Origin of the sequence: Pseudomonas sp. GV047, from assembly GCF_003058245.1 — a bacterium.
Lineage (GTDB): Bacteria > Pseudomonadota > Gammaproteobacteria > Pseudomonadales > Pseudomonadaceae > Aquipseudomonas > Aquipseudomonas marginalis.
This window is the reverse complement of sequence record NZ_QCWA01000005.1, coordinates 1-21,895: the sequence shown is the minus strand read 5'-3', so window position 1 is coordinate 21,895 and position 21,895 is coordinate 1. Positions and strand designations below refer to the sequence as shown.

Below are 21,895 nucleotides of genomic sequence, written 5' to 3'. Positions count from 1 at the left end.
GGGAAATCACTCGCAGGATCAATGGGCGTGCTCGGCCGAGCCCTTGCCCAATTCGGACTTGAGGATGAAGCTGCCGGTGGTGGCCACCTGGGCTCCGGCCTCCAGGCCCTGGCGCACTTCGACGTAGCCGTTTTCACTGGCGCCAAGCTCAAGATGGCGGGTGATAAAACCGTCTGGGGTGCGTACGAAGACCGAGGGTTTTTCCTCGACGGTCTGGATCGCCGTTTGCGGCACGGTGACCTTGGCCTGGTAAGTGTCGGTGGCCAGTTGCACGGTGACGAACAGTCCAGGGCGCCAGGCGTCGTCGGGGTTGGGCACCGTCACACGTACGGTGGCGGTGCGCGTTTGCTCGCCGAGCAAATTGCCGACATAGGCCACGGTGCCCTGCACGTCGGTGCCCATTTCCGTGGAGCTGACCTTCACCGGTTTGCCGAGCCGGACCTTGTTCAAATCCTTGGGAAATACGCCGAAGGTGACCCACACCTGGGACAGGTCAGACAGCGTGAAGGCGTTGCTGGTCTCGCTCACCACTTCGCCGACACCGAGGTGCTTTTCCACCACCACGCCTGTGAACGGCGCACGCAGTTCGTAACGATTGCCGCCGGCCAGCACGGTGTTGCCGCTGAGCGCGGTCATTTTTTGGCGGGCATTGTTCAGCGCGATTTCGGCTTCTTGCAGGGTTTGGCGCGCCAGCAGGTAATCCTGCTCGGCGGAGATTTTGTCCTGCCACAACTGGCGTTCACGCTGGAAGGTGATACGCGCCAGTTCAACCCGACGCTCGCTGGCCGCCAGCTCACTGCGCTGGTCGGAAATCTGCTGGCTGGCGATCACCGCGAGCAGCTCGCCCTTATTCACCGCCTGGCCAAGATTGACCTTCACCGACTCCACCACACCGGCCGCGCGGGGGACGATATGCGAGGTACGGTCTTCGTCGAAACGCACCTCCCCTGGCAGCGTAAGCAATGTGCTGATCGACCGGGGTCGGGCCTCGGCGAGCTCGATGCCGGCGGCCTGGATTTGTTGTTCAGTCAGCTCGAGGGTGCCTTCTTCTTCCTCGGCGTTGGCCACGCCGGACAGCATCAGGCCCAAGGCGACGGCAAGCGCCACGCCGTGTCGTTTATTCATAAGGCACTCCAGAAAAAATCAAAACCGGGCGAGGTCGCCGTAAATCCGTTCGATGCGCAGCCAGGCATCGGTGGCCTGGGCGGTGGCCGCAAGGTATTGGGTGCGCGCCGCGATCAGGGTGCGCTGGGCGTCGAGCACGTCGAGGAAGTTGAACTTGCCCATCTCGAAGCCGCGGGTGGCGCTGTCCACCGCGCGTTGGGCGGCGGGCAGAATCTGCTGGTTGAATGCGCGCACTTCGCTGTTCGCGGTTTGCCACAGGTCCAGGGCCTGGCGCGTTTCGGTACGCAGGCGCAATTCGGCAGCGTTGCGCAGGTCGCGGGCCTGATCGGCACGGCGCGTGGCGGCGAGCACGTTGCCCTGGTTGCGGTTGAACAACGGAATCGGCATCGACACGCCGACCAGGTTCACCCGCTCGCGCACACTGGCGTCGTACTGACTGCCAATGGACACATCCAGGTCGGGAATACGCTGGGCTTTTTCCAGGCCCACGCTGGCTTCGTTCTGCACAATCTGCAGTTCGGCCAGGCGCAGTTCGGCGGTCTGTTCAAGGCGCGCCAACAGGTGCGTGGCGGACGGCAACGGCGGTGTGGAGTGGCTTGGCGTGGCGACGGCCTGGAAGTCGGTCGCCGCGCTGCCGGTACTGGCGGCCAGGCGACGATAGGCGTCGGTGAGGCCCATGTGTGCGCGGTTGAGTTCGAGGCGAATCTCCGACAACTGCACCTGGGCACGCGTGGCTTCCACCGGTGAGGATTTGCCGGCAGTCACGCGGCCGTTGGCGACCACCAGCCCGCGCTCGGCCAAGGCCAGGGAACGCTGGGCCAGGTCGAGACGTTCCTGGGCGCGCAGGGCACCGTAATAGCCCTCGATCACCTCGGCGCGCAACGTATTGCGGCGCTGTTCCAAGGCCAGTGCGGCGGCGTCCTGGGCACGCGCCGCCACGTCAATGCGGGCACCGCGCTTGCCGCCCAGTTCCAGGGTTTGGCTGAGCTTGAGGGTGGTGGTGCGCGTATCGCGACGAGTGTCTTCGGCATCCCAGGACGCCACCGGATTGGGGATCAGCCCGGCCTGCTGGCGACCGCCCGCGGCGATCTCGATGTCCCATTGCGCGGCCGCCAGGTCGGGGTTGTTGGCGAAGGCGGTTTGCAGGGCCGCGTCGAGGGTGAGGGTTTGTGCCTGGGCAATGCTGGCAGCGCCCCACAACAGCGTCGCCCCCACCAGCTTTCTAACGGAAATTGCCATAACGAGAGTTCCACGCCCATAAAGTAAAAGCCGGGAGAATGTAGCGTTCGCGACTTATCAGAGCGGTGGAGCAAAGATTACAAATCCGACAGCAATGGCTCTACGGCGGGCGTTATCAGGTATGCTTTTGGGGCAGGAAATAAAAAGAAACAATTTTCCCAACCTGTTCGATAAGGAGTCCCGCCTTGGCGTTATCGACTGCCGCGTGGATGGTTCACGACACCCGTCTCATGCTCTGCGTACTGCTGGCCATCGCCAGCATCATCGTGCTGATCAGCGCGACCAAGTTGCCGCCGTTCCTGTCGATCCTGATCGGCACCTTTATCGCCGGGGTCGGCGCCGGGCTGCCAGCGGAAGAGGTGGCCAGGGCCTTCAGCAAGGGCGCCGGGGCGATCCTCGGTGAGGCCGGGATCATCATTGCCCTGGGCTCGATGCTGGGTGCGCTGATGGCGGAATCCGGCGCGGCCGACCGCATCGCCACCACCCTGCTCGGGCTGGGCAAGGGCAAGTCGTTGCCATGGGTGATGGCGCTGGTGGCGATGGTGATCGGCCTGCCGCTGTTCTTCGAAGTAGGCCTGGTGATGATGGTGCCAATCATCTTTGTGATGGCCAAACGTTCGAACCAGCCGCTGTTGAAAATCGCCATCCCGGCGCTGGCGGGCATGACCACCTTGCACGCCTTGATGCCACCGCACCCGGGGCCGCTGATTGCGGTGGGCGCGTTGCACGCCGACCTGGGCCTGACCATGTTGATGGGCTTTTGCCTGGCGGTGCCGGCGGTGATCCTCGCCGGGCCGCTCTATGGCAACTGGCTGTCCAAACGCCTGCATGTGGATGAGCCGGCCGACATCGGCGCGCTGTTCAGCGCCCCGCCCAAGGCCCCGCGCCAGCCGAGCTTTGGCGTGTCATTGCTGATCATTCTGTTGCCGGTGATTCTGATGCTCGGCAGTACCCTGGCCAAAGTCGCGCTGCCAGCGGAAAGCAGCGTGGGCCTGACTCTGAAATTCCTCGGCGAGCCGCTGATCGCCCTGGGCCTGGCGGTGATCGCCGCCGTGATCTGCCTGGGCTGGGCCGCCGGGATGCCGCGCGCTGAGGTCGGCAACACCCTGCGCAAGGCCCTCGCGCCCATCGCCGTGTTGCTGCTGACCATCGGCGCCGGCGGCGGCCTCAAGCAAACCCTGCTCGACGCCGGCGTCAGCCAGACCATCAGCAAAGTCGCCGAAGGCGCGCACATGCCGTACCTGCTGCTGGCCTGGTTGATCGCCGTGGCACTGCGCCAGGCCACCGGCTCGGCCACGGTCGCCACCACCACGACCGCCGGCATCCTCGCGCCGATGATGGCCGGGTTGGCGGCGACACAAAGTTCACTGGTGGCACTGGCGATCGGCGCCGGCTCGGTGTTCTTCTGCCACGTCAACGATGCCGGGTTCTGGATGGTGCGCGAGTACTTTGGCTTGCAGCTGAAACAGACGATTTGGGTGTGGTCGGTATTGCAGACGATTGTTTCGGTGGTCGGCTTGGTGGGTACGCTGGTGCTGTGGCACTTCTTGACCTGACCTTCAGGCCGCCAAGGTGTGGCGCTTACCAAACAGCACCACACACACCACCCCCACCGCGCCCATTACCACGCAATACCCCACGCAAATCCACGGGCTGGTCGGCATCAGCGCGATCAGCATCAGCGGCGTGGTACTCGCCCACAGTGCGTAAGCGATGTTGTAGGTGAAGGAAATTCCCGACACCCGCACCTGCGCCGGAAACAGGCCGACCATCACCGACGGCACCGCACCCACCACCCCGCAACTCAAGCCCGCCAGCGCGTACGCCGCGCCAAGCCAGATGCCGCCGCTGATCAGGCTGGCGTACAGCAGGAAAATACCCACCGGCAGCAGCAGGCTGTAGACCAGCACCGCGCGCCAGGCACCGATGCGGTCCACCAGCAGGCCGGCGAGGACGCAGCCGATGTTCAGGAAGACGATGCCCAGGGCGCTCAAGGCAAAGGTGTGGCTGGGGCTCATGCCGAAGGTTTTCTGCATCATGGTCGGGGTGATGACCACCAATACCACTACGGCGGAGGTGAGCACGCAGGTGAGGATCATCGCCGGCAACAGTACGGCGCGATGGTCACGCAGTACGGTGCGCAGCGGCAGCTCGGCAGCGGCCTGGCGGCGGGCCTGCATTTCGAGGAAGACCGGGGTTTCGCTGAGCCAGCGCCGCAGCCACACGCCGATCACGCCGAACACACCGCCAAGCAGGAAGGGGAAGCGCCAGGCATAGTCGAGGATTTCGGCCGGGGTGAAGACCTGTGCCAGCAGCGTGGCAGTCAGCGCACCGAGCAGGTAGCCGAAGGTCAGGCCGGCTTGCAGGAAGCCCAGGGCATAGCCACGATGGTTGCGCGGTGCGTGTTCGGCGACGAAGGTCCAGGCGCTGGGTACTTCACCGCCCACCGCCGCACCTTGCAGCACGCGCAGCACCAGCAGGATCAGCGGTGCGAAGTAGCCGATCTGTGCGTAGGTGGGCATGATCCCGATCAGCAGGCACGGCAACGCCATCATCAGGATGCTCAGGCTGAACACACGCTTGCGCCCCAGGTGATCGGCGAAGTGCGCCATCAGGATGCCGCCCAACGGGCGCGCCAGGTAACCGGTGACGAAGATGCCGAAGCTTTGCAGCAGGCGCAGCCACTCGGGCATTTCCGGCGGGAAGAACAGTTGGCTGAGGGTCAGCGCAAAGAACACGAAGATAATGAAGTCGTAGATTTCCAAGGCGCCACCCAGGGCGGCCAGGCCCAGGGTTTTGTAGTCGGAGCGGGAAAAACGCTGCGCCTGTGGCACAGAGGTGGCAGTCATGTTGAGGCTCGGCAGACAAACAAAATGGCGTGCAGGTTATGAGCTGAGCCGGTTGATGGCAATCGCGGCAGATATATTTGTTTTCCTCATGGATCGATGAAGATAACTGCATTCCCATATCAATGGCCGTGGAGGAACATGCCGAAAAATTGCCGACACCATAATAACTACAAGAGGAAAGACTCGTGGCCGATGCTATCGAAGAAAGCCGCTATGCCCGCTTTGCCCTGCGCTGCTCGAACTTTGCCGAGCGCTGGTTTCCGGACTCCTGGGTGTTCGCCGCCCTCGCCGTGATCATCGTCGCCGTGGCGACTCTGGGCATGGGCGCCGCGCCGACCGAAGCCGCCAAGGCCTTTGGCGACGGGTTCTGGAGCCTGATCCCGTTCACCATGCAGATGGCCTTCGTGGTGATCGGTGGCTACGTGGTCGCCAGCTCGCCACCGGCGGTCAAGCTGATCGACCGCCTGGCACGCATCCCGAAGAACGGCCGCTCCGCCGTGGCGTGGGTCGCGTTGATCTCTATGGTGGCGTCATTGCTCAACTGGGGCCTGTCCCTGGTGTTCGGTGGCTTGCTGGTGCGTGCGCTGGCCCGCCGTACGGATTTGCGCATGGACTACCGTGCTGCAGGTGCGGCGGCCTATCTTGGGTTGGGCGCGGTGTGGGCGCTGGGGCTGTCGTCGTCAGCCGCACAATTGCAGGCCAACCCGGCCAGCTTGCCGCCGTCGATCCTGTCGATCACCGGGGTGATCCCGTTTACCGACACCATCTTCCTGTGGCAATCCGGTGTGCTGTTGCTGGCACTGATCGTGGTGTCGCTGATCATCGCCTACGCCACCGCGCCCGGCCCCAACAGCGCCCGTGACGCCAAGGCCTGTGGCGTCGACCCGGCCTTCAACCTGCCCAAGCTGCAACCACCGGGCCGCCCCGGCGAATGGTTGGAACACAGCCCGTTGCTGACCATTCTGCTGGCATTGCTGGCGGCGGGCTGGTTGTTCCATGAGTTCTCGACCAAGCCGGCGATCAGCGCGATTTCGGGGCTGAATACCTACAACTTCCTGTTCATCATGGTCGGTGCCCTGCTCCACTGGCGCCCGCGCAGTTTCCTCGATGCGGTGGCCCGTGCAGTGCCGACCACCACCGGCGTGTTGATCCAGTTCCCGCTGTACGGCTCGATTGCGGCGCTGATGACCGTGGTCAAGGGCGGCGACGGCCAGACCCTGGCGCACCATATCTCGACCTTCTTCACGTCCATCGCCTCCCACGACACGTATGCACTGCTGATGGGCGTGTACTCGGCGGTGCTGGGCTTCTTTATCCCGTCTGGCGGCGGCAAGTGGATCATCGAAGCGCCTTATGTGATGCAAGTGGCCAATGACCTGCAATACCACCTGGGCTGGGCGGTGCAGATCTACAACGCGGCCGAGGCGCTGCCGAACCTGATCAACCCGTTCTACATGCTGCCGTTGCTGGGAGTGCTGGGGTTGAAGGCGCGGGATTTGATCGGGTTTTCGTTTGTGCAGTTGCTGGTACACACACCGTTGGTGCTGTTCCTGCTGTGGGCGCTGGGGACGACATTGAAGTATTTGCCGCCCGTCATGCCGTAGGATCAGTTGCAAGCCTCAAGCTTGAAGCTTGAGGCTCATAGCTTGCAGCTGCCTTAATTCCGTCACATTGCATTGCTACCGTCCTGCGAAATATCTTGCAACATCTCGCCAGCAAGGACTCCCCGCAATGAGTGATGATCACGAAGACCGCCCTTCCCCTGATGCCATGGCCCAACCGCCGGTAGACACCGGCCGTCGGCGCTTCCTGGGGGGCGCGGCGGTGTTGGGGGTTGGCGCGACCTTGAGTGCCTGCGGCAATGGCGGTGAGGCGCCGGGCAAGCCGGTGGCGCGGCCACTCACGCCCCAGGAGCTGGACAAGGCCTTGCACGACCAGGTGAAGACCGTGGTGGTGATCTATGCCGAGAACCGCAGCTTCAACAATCTGTTTGCGGACTTCCCAGGCGTTGAGAAACCGCTGTCGGCGCTTTCCGCCGCCGACACACAGCAACGCGACCGCGACGGCAGCCTGTTGACCACCCTGCCCCCGGCCTGGGGCGGTGTGCTGCAAGTGGGCCCGCAAAGCGTGGACGGGGTGACTTACCCCAGCGAAGTGCAATTCCAGGAAAACCTGCCCAACGCCCCGTTCGCCCTCAAGGGCCCGAACGCCGAAGACCTGCCGTTGAGCCTGGTCACCCGCGACTTGTGGCACGTGTTCTACCAGAACCAGATGCAGATCAACGGCGGCAAGAACGACGGTTTCGTCGCCTGGGCCGACGCCGGCGGCCTGGTCATGGGCCATTACGCCCAGAGCCGTTATTCCCTGCGCCTGTGGGATGTCGCCAAGGAGTTTGTGCTCTGCGATAACTTCTTCCAGGGCGCGTTTGGTGGCTCGTTCCTCAACCATCAATACCTGATCAGCGCCACCGCGCCGTTCTACCCGAATGCCGCGCAGTCGGTGGCCAAGGCGCAGATCGCCACGCTGCAAAGCGATGACCCCACCGACCCGCGTCTCAAACCGCTGGATAAATCCCCGGCGAGCGCCATGACCGGCCCGCCACAGTTCGGCCCCAGCGCGCTGACCCCGGACGGCTACGGCGTGAACACCCTGGCGCCGCCGTATTGGCCGACCTGGATTCGTGACCCGGAAAACCCGGACTACGCAAAAGCCGACCTGCCCAACGTGCTGGTGCCGCAAACCCACGAACATATCGGCGACAAGTTGTCGAAAAAGAACGTCGACTGGGCGTGGTACGCCGGGGCGTGGCAGGCGACGCTGGACCAGTTCAAGGATTCGGGCGGCATTCCGAAGATCCCCAACTTCCAGTACCACCACCAGCCGTTCAACTATTTCAAGCAGCAGGGCCCCGAGAACCGTGCCGAGCGTGACAAGCGCCTGCGCGATGGCGGTTTGGGCGATGAGGCGAGCACCAATAAATTCTTCGCCGATGCCCAGGCCGGCAAGCTGCCGGCGGTGAGTTTCTACAAGCCCCAGGGCAACCTGAATATGCACGCCGGTTACGCTGACGTGGCGTCGGGCGACCGCCACATCGTCCGCGCCTTGAAGGTGCTGCAGGAAAGCCCGCAGTGGAAAAACATGGTGGTGGTGGTGACCGTCGATGAAAACGGCGGCTGGTGGGACCACGTCGCCCCGCCCAAAGGCGACCGCTGGGGCCCAGGCACGCGGGTCCCGGCGCTGGTGGTCTCGCCCTTCGCGCGTAAAGGCACCGTGGACCATACGGTGTACGACACCGCGTCGATCCTGCGCTTGATTACGCGGGTCTTCCAGCTGGAGACCCTGGACGGGCTCAAGCAACGCGATGACGCCATGATTGCCCGGGGTCAGAAACCCATGGGGGATTTGAGCAACGCGTTGCAGTTCAGCGTGTAGGACGCATATCCAATAGCGACATGCCTGGCGATTTAGCACGCGGTTTTCCTGGCCAACCGCTACTGTGAGGAGGTGGGCTTTCACCCCGCGCAGACGGGCTTTCGCTGACAAGGAATCAAGTATGTTCAAACCGACCAGGTTATCCTTCACCCTGGCCGCACTGATGGCCAGTGCGGTCGTACACGCCGACATCGAAGTACCGTTGGGCAGCACTCAACGGGTGACCCAGTTGTTCGCCTACCCCAATAACTGCAATGTGATCTGCTTTCGGCCATGGACGCTGGAGCAGACCGCCGAGCACTACCTGAACCAAAGCCTGCAGCGCGATGGCTACAGCCGAGCCAAGGTCAGCGTCAAGAACCATGAAGGGCAGCTCGCCGCGACCTTCAGCGGTGTACCCGACAGTTACGGCCAGCCCCTGACCGCGCTGCTCAATACCGCTGACCTGGCCTACCAGGGCGCGAGCAGACTCAACAGCGACGGCAAGTGGGCGTACAACTGGTACCTGTTCCTGCCACTGGGCATGGCCCTGGAAAACCGCAAGAGCATCGAGTTGCTGCATTTCCCGCCGGATTATTCGCTGACCCAGGCCCAGGATTACCTGGAGTCGGCCACCACCGACCGCTGGGCCAGCCTGCTCACCGATAACGGCGTGCCGGCCACCGAAACCCCGGCCTACCAGACCATCATCGATATCGCCCCCATCGCCGCCCCTTCCAATGCGGGCAAGGACCTGGAGAACGTCTACGGCTACTTCACCGACTACCAGACCCGCATGGTCAGCGAACTGAGCCTGCACCCCAACGGCTCGCTGCCAATGGTCGCGTTCGGCGCGCCGGTGCGCAGTTGGATCAAGCAGCAATACGGGCAGACCGTGGGTGTGCTGGGCCTGGCGCAGATCAGCCCTGCCGCGGGCAGGACCGTCTCGGTGCTGGGCGCCAACCACCCCAGCTACATCTGGTACGCGGCCAGCCCGGACACCTATGACGGTAACGAGCAGAAAGCCGACGAAGCCGGCTTGAAAGTGATGGGCCAGGACTTGAGCGCCGCCTGCTGGCAGGCCGGAATGGGCCAGAAGCCCGCGAGCGATCCGAATGTACTGCTCAAGGCCTGCATGAACACCTGGCAGGTCACGCGCAAAGAGCAGACCTGCGAATTGTTCTACACCTCGGTGCGCAACCTGACCCCGGAACAGGCGAACGCCAAATGCGCCACGCCTTCGATCAAGACGCAGCTCAAGCAGCTGAAAAACGCAGCACCCGCCCCCAGCATCACGGCGCCTGCGCTGTAGACAGCAAAAAAATCCGATTTCTACTGTCAAAGTTGACAGTAGAAATCGGCTCCACGTTCAGCGAGTCTTGAGCCGGGCCCATCCGCTGCAAGACTGGTAGTCAGCCACCACCCGCAGGTCGATGCAGCCTAACCAAGGAGAGTTATGAAAACTCAAGCCATGGACCAGGCTAAAACCGTTGTGGGTGATGGTTTGTACCCGTTCAAGACACTGCTCGTTGAACAGGGCTACCCTTCGGCCAAGCACTTTAAGGTTGAGCGCGACGGCGGCGGCGTCAGGGCTCGCGTGGGTTTTGACGGCCGCGTGCGCATTGCCCGGGTGTCCGGTTACGCCGTGAACGAGCGACGCCCACGTACGCTGCAGCTGTCGGCCCGCATCCACCTGTATGACAGCTGGTTCTGCGGCCTGCTGCGACACTCCTGCAACCCGAATGTGTTTTTCGACACCACTTACCTGGAACTCTGGACCGTACAGCCCATCCCCGCCGGCGCCCCGCTGACCCTGGACTACGCCAGTACCGAGGACACCTTGTTCCGACAGTTCGCCTGCCAATGCGGCGAGCTGAACTGCCGGGGCTGGATCACCGGCAGCACAGAGTGTTTGAACGCCGAGGGCCAGGCGTTCATGACCCATTGGCGCGAACGCAAACGGCCTTAGGCTTCGCTCAGCGGACGCAGGCGATACTGCGGCGGCAGTTGCTCGAAGCCACTGATGGTGGTGTTCAAGCTCTTCCAACGGCCGTCCTTGATGCCGTAGATGCAGCCGTGGATCGACAGGCTCTGCCCACGGTGCCAGGCATTTTGCACAATGCTGGTGTGGCCGACGTTGGCCACCTGCTGGATCACGTTCAGCTCGCACATGCGGTCCACACGCTCCTCTTCGGTCGGCAGTTGGGCCAGCACGTCACGGTTTTCGTAGTAGAGGTCGCGGATGGTGCGCAGCCAGCCGTCGATCAGGCCGAACTGGCGGTCCTGCATCGAGGCGCGCACGCCGCCGCAGCCATAGTGGCCGGTGACAAGGATATGTTTGACCTTGAGCACATCGACCGCGTACTGGATCACCGACAGGCAATTGAGGTCTGTATGCAGCACCACGTTGGCCACGTTGCGGTGTACGAACAGATCACCGGGCAGCATGCCGACGATCTCGTTGGCCGGTACCCGCGCATCGGAACAACCGATCCACAGGTATTCAGGGGTCTGCTGGCGGGCGAGCTTGGCGAAGAATTCGGGATCTTCCTGTTTGATCGCATCCGCCCAGCGTTCGTTGTTATCAAGCAGGTCTTGTAGTTCGTTCATCAGGGAAAGCCTCAGGAATGATGCGCAGCTTTGACAGACGACCGCCCGTCCGGGTCACGCCGATCATAAAGATAGCCGGCGGGCAATTACTTGAATCTTGGGGGGCCATGCCTGTCCACACACTATAAGCCCCACAGTATGAGGATTGGCCATGACTGAATCACGACGTCCCTACGGCGCTGCACAGCCCGAACCGATTGACGACAACGAAGACCGCATGGGCTCGATGCGCGAGCTGGATTTTGACGAGGAAGAACCGACGGCGGAGATTGGCAATGAGATCCCCCGTGGCGAGCGAGAACAGCTGATGCCCGACGAACGGGTGCGCGAGGCCGGAATGACCGGGGCTTCAACGGCGGATCATGAGTCGACCGATGATGACATGAGCCCGGAAACCCTGATCCATGAAGACGGTGCGCGGGATGCTCGGGAGGCGGGCGAAGACAACCCGGCGGATTTTGACCTGAGCATTGTCGATGAAGATGACATTGGCGGCGGCAATGGCCTGGATGAAGCGGAACTGGCTGATCTGGACCCGGTGGACGGAAACCGCTGACACTGCGCAAATCCAAATGTGGGAGGGGCGACCTGCCCCCTGCCACGTTGGCTTGTGTGTTTAATCGACCAGGGTACAGGCCATCACGACTGCATCCTCACGCCCCCCCACGGCTGGGTAATAGTCCCGACGACGCCCAATCTCGTTGAAGCCATAGCGCTCATACAGGCGGAACGCGCCGGTATTGCTGTCGCGCACTTCCAGGAAGCATTCCCGCGCGTTGGCGGCATAGGCGCGGGACATCAGGTGTTCCAGCAGTGCCAGGCCCAGGCCACGGCCCTGGTTTTCCGGCTTGACGGTGATGTTCAGCAAATGCGCTTCATCGAGGATGATCTGTACCACGCCGTGACCTACCTGCTGCTCGCCTTCGAACATCAGCCAGATCTGGTACTTGCCCAGGCCGTCGAGAAAGATCCCGCGGGTCCAGGGATGGCTGAACGCCGCGTATTCGATTTTCAGCACGGCGTCGAGGTCGGCCTCGGTCATCGGGCGGAAGGATAAAGCCTCACTCATCGGTTGTTTTCCAGCGCGCCATCAGCCGGCGCATGGCTTGCCAGACATCAGCCTTACGCTGTGGCTCTTCCATTAATAATTCCAGGCCCGGCAGGGCCCATACAGAACCCAGGCCCTCGACCTGCAGTTCGCGGTACCAGGCTTCTGCGTTCGCTTCACCGGCAAATCGTACGGCGGGCAGGCCGATCAGCCACAGGCACACGCAGGGCTCGTCCTCCAGGCGTGCCGAGACGAAGCCTTGCACGAAATCCCGCGCCGCTTCAGGGCCCTGGTCCATGGTGCCGCGTACCAGCAGCGGCCAACGGACCGGGTCGCCGACGATTTGCGGGCTGTCGGGCAGGCCGGCGGCGCGCAGCATGTCCTTGAGCAGCATGTAGGCGGGGTCGCGGGTCTGGAAGCGCTCGCCGGTGGGTAACTCCACCAATAGCAGGCAACGCCCGGCCCGCAATAACTGCAGGGCAAAACGTGGCGGCGGCACCACGGGGGCCTTGGCAACCGGCGCAGCCGCTTCGGCCACCACGGGCTTGGCCATTGGCCCCGGGCGCGGCACCTCGACCTTGACGCGTTCAACCGCAGGACGAGCTTCCAGTACGGGTTTGACCACGGCCACCGGTGCAGCCGCCTCCTCCCCCGAAACCTCGAACGCCTCATAGGGCTCAAGCGCCGCTAACAGCTCGGGCCGCGACGGGGCGGCGAACGGCAGTTCGGTGCGGGGCAGCCAGTTGACCACCTGCATGGCGGTCAAGTAAGCGCGACGTCGGGACTCGATAAGCACAGCTCGGCCACTTGTGGATAAGTAAAGAGCGGGGATTCTACCGCTGTTCGGTAACAATCGCCCACTGTGCACTGACCGGCTGTGGATAAATCCCGCGCCTGATGCAGTACAATCGCGACTTTTAATCGCCAACCAGCCGGCCATTCCCATGATCGAACCCAAGCGCGTCCTGCGCGCCCTCGCCGAACACTGGGCCTTACTTGAGCCACTGTGCGAACACTTCGACCAAGGCACCCTGAGCCTCGGCGAGCTGCGCGCACAACTGGCCGCCCAACAACTGGACAGCACGCCCCAGGACATCACCAGCCTGCTGGACGTGTGGATTCGCCTGGATATCCTGGTGCCTGTCGCCAAGAGCCCGAACCGTTTCGAGCTCAACGCGCAGATCCACGACTTCCTGGCTTATCTTCGCAAGGAGCACCGGCTTGGCCTGTGCCTGGAGATCGAAGCCTACCTGCGCCATCTGGAGCGCCTGGCCGGTTATATCCAGGATGCCTTCGACATTCGTGATGGCCACGACCTGGCCCGCCAACTGCGCCTGCTGGACATGCGCGTACGCGACGTACTGAAAAAACTCGCCAACGACGAACAGGCCCTCGCGGCCGTGGCCGACCGTGCCAAGACCAGCGACCGGCAGATCCCGCTGCGCCAGCGTTATGCTGAAGTCCTGGCGACCTGGGACGAGTACGTCGAACCGATGATCCAGCTGGTGAACGCCGACGGTGCCTTCGAGCAAGGCGTGCGCAAAGTGGAAAACGTGCTGCTGCGCATGCTCACCGAGCAACAGCGCCTCGGCCACCTGGTGGACGACGACATGCTGCTGCGCACCCACGCGCGCATCCTCGAAATGCAGACCAGCGCCCAGTTGACCTTGCGGCATGCCCGCGAGCTGCTGTTGCCGCTGCGCGAAGAAGCGCGTCGGCACAACGCCGTGACCCGCGGTGCGGCGCTGGCGCTGTCGGCCATCCGCCGTAAAGGCCTGGACGCGGTGCCGCAGGCGGCGATGCCGATGTTTACCCGACCGCAAAGCACCTTCCTCGGCAGTGCCAGCCAGGTCGAGGCCTATGTGTATGCCCTGGCGAACTTCGAGCCGAAACCGGCCCGGTTCCCCAAGGCGCACAAGTCCCACAAGGGCGAAGCCCAGCGCGCACCGCGGACGGTCAAGGAAATGCTCGAGCGCTGCGAAGACGCGCTGCCGATGCCGGACCTGATGACCTGGCTGCTGGAGCAGGAACCGGACGGTGCCACCGACGAATTGCTGTACTGGTTCTCGCGGCTCTCGCGGGAGAAACGCTTCAAGCGCGAGCGCCTGGAACGCCGCGACTACCACACACACGAGCACCAGGTCAGCCTGCGCTCATTCGCCCTGCTCCCGGCCGGCACCGACGCCGCCGAGCATTCTGCGAGTACACCTCATGCATCTTGATCTATCCGAACTGTCCCAGCTGGCGCCGATCTTTCGCGAGCTGTTCAAGGGTTACCACGTCAGCCGCCGCGACCCCGAGCTGTACGCGCAACTGTCGAACTTCCAGGACCAGTACCGCACGCTGTTCAAGGCCCTGGGCTTTGAGCTGGTGTGCGATACCCGTGGCTTCTACTACTTCGTGCCGGACTCCGCGATTGCCAGTGCGCAGGTCAACAAGACCGCCCAGCGTCTGGCGTTGTTCACCTTCATCATTGTCGAGCACCTGGCCGACCAGGGCCGCGACCCGATCGCCGTGCTCGACGGTGGCAGCCTCGGTCGCGATGAACTGCCGTCCCTGCTGGAAAAGTACCGCGACCTGTTTATCCAGGCCGAAGTGCAGACCCAGGAAGAACTCGAAGAAAAGATCATGCGCCGCATGACCCAGCTGGGTTTTGCCAGCGAAGACAACGGCATCTACCGCTTCCTGCCACCGATGCACCGCTTCCTCGACGTGTGCCTGTCGGTGCAGCAAGACCGTGACCTCGCGGCCAGCGTGCACAGCGTGTTGCCGTTGCCGGCACCGGTGATCATCGACGAAGACAGCGATGAGAAGCTGCTGAAGACCGATGACCCGCTGGACTTGAGTGACTTCGCGGAAGAAAGCGAAGAAGACGCCCTGGCCCGCGCCATTGCCGAAGAACAGGAGACCGACGCATGAGCAAGGAACGCTACGGCATCCGCCGCTTCGCCCTATTGAACACCGCCGGCTACAGCTTGGGCTTGTTCCCGTTGGAAGAACCGCTGTCGGTGTATGGCGCCAACAACCTGGGTAAATCCGCGTCGATCAACGCCTTGCAGTTCCCGATCCTGGCGCGCATGTCGGACATGAGTTTCGGCAAGTACACCCTGGAGCAATCGCGACGCTTCTACTTCGCCACCGACACCAGCTACATCCTGGTGGAAGTCTCCCTGCCCCATGGCCCCCACGTAATCGGCGTGGTCGGGCGCGGCCCGGGCGGCGGTTTCGGGCACCAGTTCTTTGCCTACGCCGGCAAGCTGGACCTGGCCCACTATCAGAAAAACGACACCTGCCTGCGTCAGAAGGAGCTGTTCACCAACCTTGAGCGCGAAGGCCTGAAAGCCTACGAACTCAAGCCGGATGAACTGCGCCGTTTGCTGGTGGGTGGTCATACGTCGATCCCGCTGGACCTGACCCTGATCCCGCTGCGCTCCACCAGTGAGCAAAGCCTGAAAACCTTCCGCGCGTTGTTTATCAACCTGCTGCACATGCGCGAAATCACCGCGGCCAAGCTCAAGCAGCTGTTCCTCGATGCGTTCGAGCACAGCCTGCGTTCGGGCAGTGTGGATTACATCGCAGCGTGCGAAGAAGCCTTCCGCGACGTACGACGTATGGAGCAGGACTACAATTCCCTGGTCGCAGCCGGCCCGCTGGTGGAAGCCCTGGCCAACGGCGTTCGCCAGCGCGACGTACTGCGCGGCAAGCTGCATCGCCTGTCGCCGCTGCTGGATTCGCTGCTCGGCACCTGGTCGGACTATGCCAGTGCGCGCAAGGAAGAGCTGACCATCCAGGCCGAGCACTACCGCAACGAGCAGGACGCACTGCAGAACGACCAGCGTGGCGGCACCCAGGAGCTGATGCGCCTGGAGCGGGAAATCAGCGGCATCCAGCGTTGGCTGGGCGAGCTGTCGGTGCTCAAGCATCGCTTTGCCCTGGTGGATGACGTCAAGGTCCTGGAGCAGCAACTGCTGGCGGCCAAGGATGCTCACGATGAACTGGCGGGCGCCCTGGCGCAGTCGCGGCAGTTCAGCGCCGAGGATCTGGATGAGCGTCTGCGTGACCTGGAAAAACGCTTGAAGTCGGTCAAGCAGCAGCTTGATCACGCGGATAACAACAGCTACGCCAAGCTGCGCGAAGAGTTTTCGCAGCAGGACGTCGAGCGCCTGATGCGCCTGTTCAACAGCTCGTTGTTCAGCCTGCCATTAGGTGAACACGGCATCACCCTGGACGAGGACGGCCAGTGGGTCAAATCCCTGGAGCAGATCCTCGATGGCTTCAAGGGCGAGCGCTTTGAAGTGCCGGGGCTGTCCATCGACATCTCCCACATCGAACCACCGGCGCTGCAGGCCCTGGCGGATCGCGCGGCGTTGCGCGACCAAAAGGAACGCCTGGAGAAAGAACTCAAGCAGCTGAAAACCCAGCAGGCCGTGGCCTCCGACCGCGCGGCGAGCAAGACCCAGACCGAAGCGCTGTACCAGCAGGTGCTGGACGCGCAAAAGGCGCTGGAAGACTTCCGTCGCGCGCAAACCCTGAGTGCCGAAGAAGGCGAAAAACTGGAAAACCTGGCACAGATGGAAGCGGCCCAGGATGAATTGAAACGTTCCAGCGATGCGTTCACCGAGCGCGTCCAGCAACTGTCCGCCAAGCTGCAACTGGTGGGCCGCCAGATCGGCGATATGGAAGCCAAGCAACGTACGCTGGATGACGCCTTGCGCCGCAGGCAGCTGTTGCCGGCCGACTTGCCGTTCGGCACGCCGTTCATGGACCCGGTCGATGACTCCATGGATAACCTGCTGCCGCTGCTCAATGACTATCAGGACAGCTGGCAGGGCCTGCTGCGTGCCGATGGCCAGATCGAGGCGCTGTATGCTCAGGTGCGCCTCAAGGGCGTGGCCAAGTTCGACAGCGAGGATGATGTAGAGCGTCGTCTGCAATTGTTGATCAACGCTTATGCGCACCGCACCGATGAGGCGCTGACACTGGGCAAGGCGCGCCGCGCGGCGGTCACTGACATTGCGCGAACCCTGCGTAATATCCGCAGCGACTACGACAGCCTGGAACACCAGCTGGCGCTGTTCAACCGCGAGATCAACAAGCGTCAGGTGTCCAACCTGCAGAGCTTCCGCATCGTACTCGCGCCGAACAAGGAAGCCCTCAAGCATATCGACCAGATCATCCACAGTGCTGGCCAGTACGAAGAAGGCGAAACCCTGTCGGTGTTCGACCTCAGCCAAAGTGCCGAGCAGGACAACAAGAACGAAGAGGCCAAGGAATACCTGGCCCGTCTGGTGGCCGCCAACCATAACCAGTTGGGCCTCAAGGACCTGTTCGAGCTGGCCTTCGAAATCACCAAGGTGCACGGCCAGCCGGTGATCCACACCGACATCGATGGCGCGGCGTCCAACGGCACCACCATGACCATCAAGGCGCTGACCAACATGTACTTGTTGCTGCACTTGATGGACCGTGACCAGGCCGGGCGTGTGCGCTTGCCGTACTACCTCGACGAAGCAGCGGATATCGATGAGAAGAACCAGGCGGCGTTGCTGGAAACCAGTTTGCAGCTGGGCTTCGTGCCGATCCTCGCCAGTGTGAAGCCGCAGGTGTCTGCCCAGGTGGCAATCGACCTGGAAGGCGGCAGCGGGCCGAACGGGATCTACATCGATGAGGCGGACTGGAAGTACATCCGTCGCCATGATGTGGTGAAGGCGACAGTGAATGTGCAGGCGGATGAACCGGAGCTGGATGAGGTCTGACGTTTTGCGCTGAAATGCAAAAAGGCCGCGATCCATTGGATCGCGGCCTTTTTTTGTAGCTTTATTTGCCGAGTGGGATTTTCGGTGCCCAGGTCAGCCATTCCTCTTCGAATTTGTCGAACAGCGGGAAGGTTTGCTGCGGCCGCGCGGCGTTGCCCATGCGCTCGCCGTCTGGCGTGGCAAAGGCGATACCGCCGGCCACCAGCGTCTCCAGGGATTCGGTGCGCACCGTCGCGCCCTTGAACAGACCGAAGTCGAGGCCAAAGCCGCTGGTGTTCCAGAAGCGGCTGCCACTGCGTACCAGCGGTGCGTACTTGGGCTCGATGAGGATGTGGATCAGCACCCGATCGGCGGTCTGGCCCAACTCGTAGCTGGTCACTTTGCCCACGGTGACTTCACGGTAGGTCACCGGTACACCTTCTTTCAACGAGCCACGGCGTGCGGCGCTGAGTGTCAGGCTCAGGCCAGCCTCCTGACGGACAGCTTCAGGGGGTTGGCCCAGTGCGACGAAGCTCTTCTGCGGACCGGCGTTTTTCGCAGCCGGCTGCACCTCGATGTATTGCCCGGTGACCAGGGTTTCCAGGTTGGAGGTTTTCATCAGGCCCAGCTCTGGCTTGACCACCCAGAACTGGCTGCCGACGCGCGCGATGCGGTCCGCTACTTGGGTAATACGTGCACTGAGCAACACCGATTGCATATCGGCACTGAGGTCCACGCTCTCGATCTTACCGACATCCAGGCCTTTGAAACGTACCGGTGTGCCTGGACGCATACCGTCAGCACGCTCGACCTTGATGGTCACCAGGGTGCCATGCTGATTGGCCGCCTCACGGTCGGCAAACAAACGGAAACGTGGAATGCGCTTTTTCAGCGGTACGTTCGGCTGCGGCGTTTCGAAGGCAATTCCGCCGGCCATCAGGCTGGCCAGGGACTCACTCTTCACCTGGATACCACCGGTAAGGCCGCCGGTCAGGGTCACGCCGCTGGCATTCCAGAAACGTGTCGAACCGTTAACCAGGTTTTCGTATTCCTTCTCGATATGAACGCCGATCACCAACTGCTTGTTCTTGCGCGAGAACTGGTAGCTCTGCACCGAGCCGACCTTGACCTGTTTGTAGAGGATCGGGCTGCCGACATCCAGGGAGCCGAGGTTGTCGGTGAACAGCACCATGTGCAGGCCAGGGGAACGCAGGTCCAGCGGCGGCGCCTTTGCGCGGGCGACGAATTCGCGCTGCGGGGCGCTGCCTTTGTCACCAGGACGAATGGCGATGTAATTACCTTTGACCAGGGCTTCCAGGCCGGTAATGCCGGCCAGCGAGATGGAAGGTTTGACCACCCAGAACTGGGTGTCCTGAACCAGGTAGTCTTCGGCCAAGGGGTCGAGGGTCAGCTCGGCGTTGGCGCTGGACAGGTCCGGGTCGATCTTCAAGGTTTTCAGGCTGCCCACCTGAATGCCTTTGTACATCACCGGTGTACGCCCGGCCTGCAGGCCTTCGAAGTCCGTGAGCTTGACCTTGGCCTTGATACCGGCAGCGGCTGCGTCGAAGTCTTCGTACAGGCGGAACGGCAGGCTCGGATCGGTCGGCGGGCTGTCCTTGCGATTCTCCGGCGTGGCGAAGGCAATGCCGCCGGCGACGATACTGGAGAGGGATTCGCTGCGCACCTTCACGCCGGAGAGATTGGCATCGATGCTGATGCCGCTGGCGTTCCAGAAACGGGTGTGTTTGCGCACAAGGTTGGCGTAGGTCGGCTCGATGTAGACCTTGATCTCGACGGTGCTCTGGTCCTCGGAGAGCAAGTAGCTTTTGACCTGGCCGACCTGTATCTGCTTATAGAACACCGGGCTGCCACGGTTGAGCGAGCCGAGGCGGTCGGCCTTGATGGTCAGGTGCAGGCCAGGCTTGGCGTCGGACAAAGGCGGCTCTTCGGAGAGCGCCTTGAATTTGCGTGTGGGCTCACCGTCACCGGGGCTGGCGGCGATGTAGTTACCCGAGACCAGGGTTTCCAGGCCGGTGATACCGGCAAGGCTGACACTGGGCTTGACCAGCCAGAAACGCGTGTTGGTCTTGAGGTATTGCTCGACATCCTTGTTCATCTCGATGGTGGCAATCACCCCGCGATTATTGCCCTCGTCGTCAAGGGCAAGGGTCTTTACCTTACCCACGGACATGCCTTTGTAGACCACTTCGGTTTTGTTGGCCTGGATGCCTTCGCCGCTTTCAAAGCGCACCTGGATCTCAATACCCTGCTGGGAATAGGCACGCCACCCCAGCCAACCGCCGATGATCAAGGCAATCAGGGGAAGAACCCAAATGGCTGACCAGTTGGAGGCCGGGCGGGTTTTAGCTTTAGGCAAATCACTCATGGTCGTCGTCCGACTCCGTGTTATCCCAAATCAGTCGGGGATCAAAAGTTACTGCGGCAAGCATCGTAAGGATCACCACACTGGCGAACGCTGCGGCGCCAAGGTTGGCCTCGACGCTGGCAAGCCGTCCGAAGTTTACGACCGCCACCAGGATGGCGATCACGAAGATATCCAGCATGGACCAGCGGCCAATGAATTCGATAAAGCGGTACATGATAATGCGTTGCTGCGCGGAAAGCGGTTGGTGACGCTGAACCGAGAACAGTAAAAGGCCAATGCCCACCAGCTTGAACGTCGGCACCAGGATGCTGGCGATGAACACCACAGCCGCAATCGGGAACATGCCGTGCTGCACCAGTTGGATGACTCCGGCCATGATGGTGCTGGGCTCGCCCTGGCCGAGGGAATTGACGGTCATGATCGGCAACAGATTGGCGGGGATATACAGAATGGCCGCCGTGATCAGCAAGGCCCAGGTACGGGTGAGGCTGTTGGGGCGACGGGCATGGATCAGCGCACCGCATCGCGTGCAGGTTTGCTCATCGGTGTCAGGCTCTTGTTTGTTCAGCTCGTGGCATTCAGTACAAATCAGAATGCCCGCATCAATCGCCCGCATGATCATCCTCTCCTGACAGTGCTTGCCAGATCTGGTGCGGCGACATCACCACCTCAAGCAGAACCTGAACCATTAATAGGCTGACAAAGCAGACCAGACCCAGGCCGATGGTGATTGAGGCCATGTCGGCGAGTTTCACGATCGCCACCAGTACGCCCATCAAGTAGACCTCCAACATTCCCCAATCTTTCATATGGTGGTAAATGCGGTACAGCAGCAGGCCGTAACTACGGCCGATCTTCCAACGAATACTGAGCAGCACCACCAGTTGGCAAAGCAGCTTGAGCAGCGGAATACCCATGCTGCATAGGAACACCACGGCGGCGACACCTTGCATCCCGGTATCGAATAGACCGACTACGCCACTCCACACAGTGTCCTCTGAGGACTGCCCGAGCAGATTGAGCTGCATGATGGGCAGAAAGTTCGCCGGGACGTACAGCAACAGCGCGGCGAGTACCAGGGCGAGGCTGCGCTCAACGACATTATGGCGGTGAGCGTAGAGTTCATAACCGCAACGCGGGCATTGGGCTTTTTCACCGAGGGCGAGCATGGGTTTGCGCATCAGCAAGTCGCACTCATGGCATGCCACCAAGTTGTCCAGTGGTAAATCCGACACCTCAAGGGCATCAACCGGATCCGGCATAGATAGGGCTCTGACTCTAAAAAAGGTTAGGTGCCTATTCTAGTGGTCTGGTTCAGAAATAACTGTGCAAATTTGTCGTGCATCTTTGCGCACTTTTCGAGCGCCCAAAACAAAACCCCATCTGCTCTCGCAAATGGGGTTTCGGAATTTAATCTTGACGATGACCTACTCTCACATGGGGAAACCCCACACTACCATCGGCGATGCATCGTTTCACTGCTGAGTTCGGG

18 protein-coding genes are annotated in these 21,895 nt (G+C 62.1%); 9 read left to right on the top strand and 9 right to left on the bottom strand.

The features are described from left to right. Positions 1 to 18: 18 nt before the first annotated feature. Together C8K58_RS13765 and C8K58_RS13760 are read right to left on the bottom strand one after the other, a co-directional pair. Positions 19 to 1,125 carry an efflux RND transporter periplasmic adaptor subunit gene (locus C8K58_RS13765; RefSeq protein ID WP_108573839.1) on the bottom strand — a complete coding sequence of 369 codons (1,107 nt, stop codon included), beginning with the start codon at positions 1,123 to 1,125 and terminating at the stop codon, positions 19 to 21. An 18-nt stretch (positions 1,126 to 1,143) separates the two neighbouring features. Beyond that, entirely contained in the window at positions 1,144 to 2,364 is a 1,221-nt protein-coding gene (locus C8K58_RS13760) for a TolC family protein (protein ID WP_108573838.1), read from the bottom strand. A 185-nt stretch (positions 2,365 to 2,549) separates the two neighbouring features. Here C8K58_RS13760 and C8K58_RS13755 point away from each other — a divergent pair, with 185 nt between their 5' ends. Beyond that, positions 2,550 to 3,920: a gluconate:H+ symporter gene (locus C8K58_RS13755; RefSeq protein ID WP_108573837.1), complete on the top strand. Its 1,371-nt coding sequence runs from the start codon at positions 2,550 to 2,552 to the stop codon at positions 3,918 to 3,920. A gap of 3 nt (positions 3,921 to 3,923) precedes the next feature. On the opposite strand, the gene C8K58_RS13750 is transcribed toward C8K58_RS13755, so the two are convergent. After that, complete coding sequence (locus tag C8K58_RS13750; RefSeq protein ID WP_108573836.1) at positions 3,924 to 5,213, bottom strand: MFS transporter; 1,290 nt, start codon at positions 5,211 to 5,213, stop codon at positions 3,924 to 3,926. Positions 5,214 to 5,398: 185 nt separating this feature from the next. Between C8K58_RS13750 and C8K58_RS13745 the strand changes: the two genes are divergently transcribed. The 4 genes from C8K58_RS13745 to C8K58_RS13730 all read left to right on the top strand — a co-directional run bounded on the left by C8K58_RS13745 (position 5,399) and on the right by C8K58_RS13730 (position 10,593). Further along, positions 5,399 to 6,817: a short-chain fatty acid transporter gene (locus tag C8K58_RS13745; protein WP_027606949.1), complete on the top strand. Its 1,419-nt coding sequence runs from the start codon at positions 5,399 to 5,401 to the stop codon at positions 6,815 to 6,817. A gap of 127 nt (positions 6,818 to 6,944) precedes the next feature. After that, the gene (locus C8K58_RS13740) at positions 6,945 to 8,645 is read left to right on the top strand and encodes an acid phosphatase (RefSeq protein ID WP_027606950.1); all 1,701 of its coding nucleotides are present in this window, start codon (positions 6,945 to 6,947) and stop codon (positions 8,643 to 8,645) included. 121 nt (positions 8,646 to 8,766) lie between these two features. Continuing rightward, the gene (locus C8K58_RS13735) at positions 8,767 to 9,936 is read left to right on the top strand and encodes a hypothetical protein (protein ID WP_027606951.1); all 1,170 of its coding nucleotides are present in this window, start codon (positions 8,767 to 8,769) and stop codon (positions 9,934 to 9,936) included. 144 nt (positions 9,937 to 10,080) lie between these two features. Then, entirely contained in the window at positions 10,081 to 10,593 is a 513-nt protein-coding gene (locus C8K58_RS13730) for an SET domain-containing protein-lysine N-methyltransferase (protein WP_108573835.1), read from the top strand. On the opposite strand, the gene can is transcribed toward C8K58_RS13730, so the two are convergent. Beyond that, entirely contained in the window at positions 10,590 to 11,234 is a 645-nt protein-coding gene (can, locus tag C8K58_RS13725; protein ID WP_108573834.1) for a carbonate dehydratase, read from the bottom strand. The two genes, C8K58_RS13730 and can, sit on opposite strands and share 4 nt — an antisense overlap. Positions 11,235 to 11,385: 151 nt before the next feature. Here can and C8K58_RS13720 point away from each other — a divergent pair, with 151 nt between their 5' ends. Beyond that, complete coding sequence (locus C8K58_RS13720) at positions 11,386 to 11,790, top strand: hypothetical protein (protein ID WP_027606953.1); 405 nt, start codon at positions 11,386 to 11,388, stop codon at positions 11,788 to 11,790. 60 nt (positions 11,791 to 11,850) lie between these two features. Here the strand turns inward: C8K58_RS13720 and rimI are convergent, their stop codons facing one another. Continuing rightward, a complete protein-coding gene (gene rimI / locus C8K58_RS13715; protein ID WP_003188286.1) occupies positions 11,851 to 12,303 on the bottom strand; it encodes a ribosomal protein S18-alanine N-acetyltransferase in 453 nt (150 codons plus the stop codon). Continuing rightward, the gene (locus tag C8K58_RS13710) at positions 12,296 to 13,039 is read right to left on the bottom strand and encodes a hypothetical protein (RefSeq protein ID WP_051429386.1); all 744 of its coding nucleotides are present in this window, start codon (positions 13,037 to 13,039) and stop codon (positions 12,296 to 12,298) included. The genes rimI and C8K58_RS13710 overlap by 8 nt, the downstream gene beginning before the upstream one ends. A 187-nt stretch (positions 13,040 to 13,226) precedes the next feature. Between C8K58_RS13710 and mksB the strand changes: the two genes are divergently transcribed. Genes mksB through mksF form a run of 3 tightly spaced genes read left to right on the top strand, consistent with a single transcriptional unit; the run spans position 13,227 to position 18,038 of the window. Continuing rightward, positions 13,227 to 14,504, top strand: a complete 1,278-nt coding sequence (mksB, locus tag C8K58_RS13705) for an Mks condensin complex protein MksB (RefSeq protein WP_027606955.1) — start codon at positions 13,227 to 13,229, stop codon at positions 14,502 to 14,504. After that, the gene (mksE, locus tag C8K58_RS13700; protein ID WP_027606956.1) at positions 14,494 to 15,201 is read left to right on the top strand and encodes an Mks condensin complex protein MksE; all 708 of its coding nucleotides are present in this window, start codon (positions 14,494 to 14,496) and stop codon (positions 15,199 to 15,201) included. The genes mksB and mksE overlap by 11 nt, the downstream gene beginning before the upstream one ends. Next, positions 15,198 to 18,038, top strand: a complete 2,841-nt coding sequence (gene mksF, locus C8K58_RS13695) for an Mks condensin complex protein MksF (protein WP_027606957.1) — start codon at positions 15,198 to 15,200, stop codon at positions 18,036 to 18,038. Before mksE ends, mksF begins: the two co-directional genes overlap by 4 nt. A 61-nt stretch (positions 18,039 to 18,099) precedes the next feature. Here mksF and C8K58_RS13690 read toward each other — a convergent pair whose 3' ends face one another. From C8K58_RS13690 to C8K58_RS13680, 3 genes are read right to left on the bottom strand one after another with little or no spacing between them, the layout of a single operon-like run. Then, positions 18,100 to 20,403, bottom strand: coding sequence for a PqiB family protein (locus C8K58_RS13690; RefSeq protein WP_108573833.1), 2,304 nt, complete (start codon positions 20,401 to 20,403; stop codon positions 18,100 to 18,102). Beyond that, complete coding sequence (locus C8K58_RS13685) at positions 20,396 to 21,019, bottom strand: paraquat-inducible protein A (RefSeq protein ID WP_027606959.1); 624 nt, start codon at positions 21,017 to 21,019, stop codon at positions 20,396 to 20,398. The genes C8K58_RS13690 and C8K58_RS13685 overlap by 8 nt, the downstream gene beginning before the upstream one ends. Next, the gene (locus tag C8K58_RS13680) at positions 21,006 to 21,665 is read right to left on the bottom strand and encodes a paraquat-inducible protein A (RefSeq protein WP_027606960.1); all 660 of its coding nucleotides are present in this window, start codon (positions 21,663 to 21,665) and stop codon (positions 21,006 to 21,008) included. The genes C8K58_RS13685 and C8K58_RS13680 overlap by 14 nt, the downstream gene beginning before the upstream one ends. Positions 21,666 to 21,895: the final 230 nt, after the last annotated feature.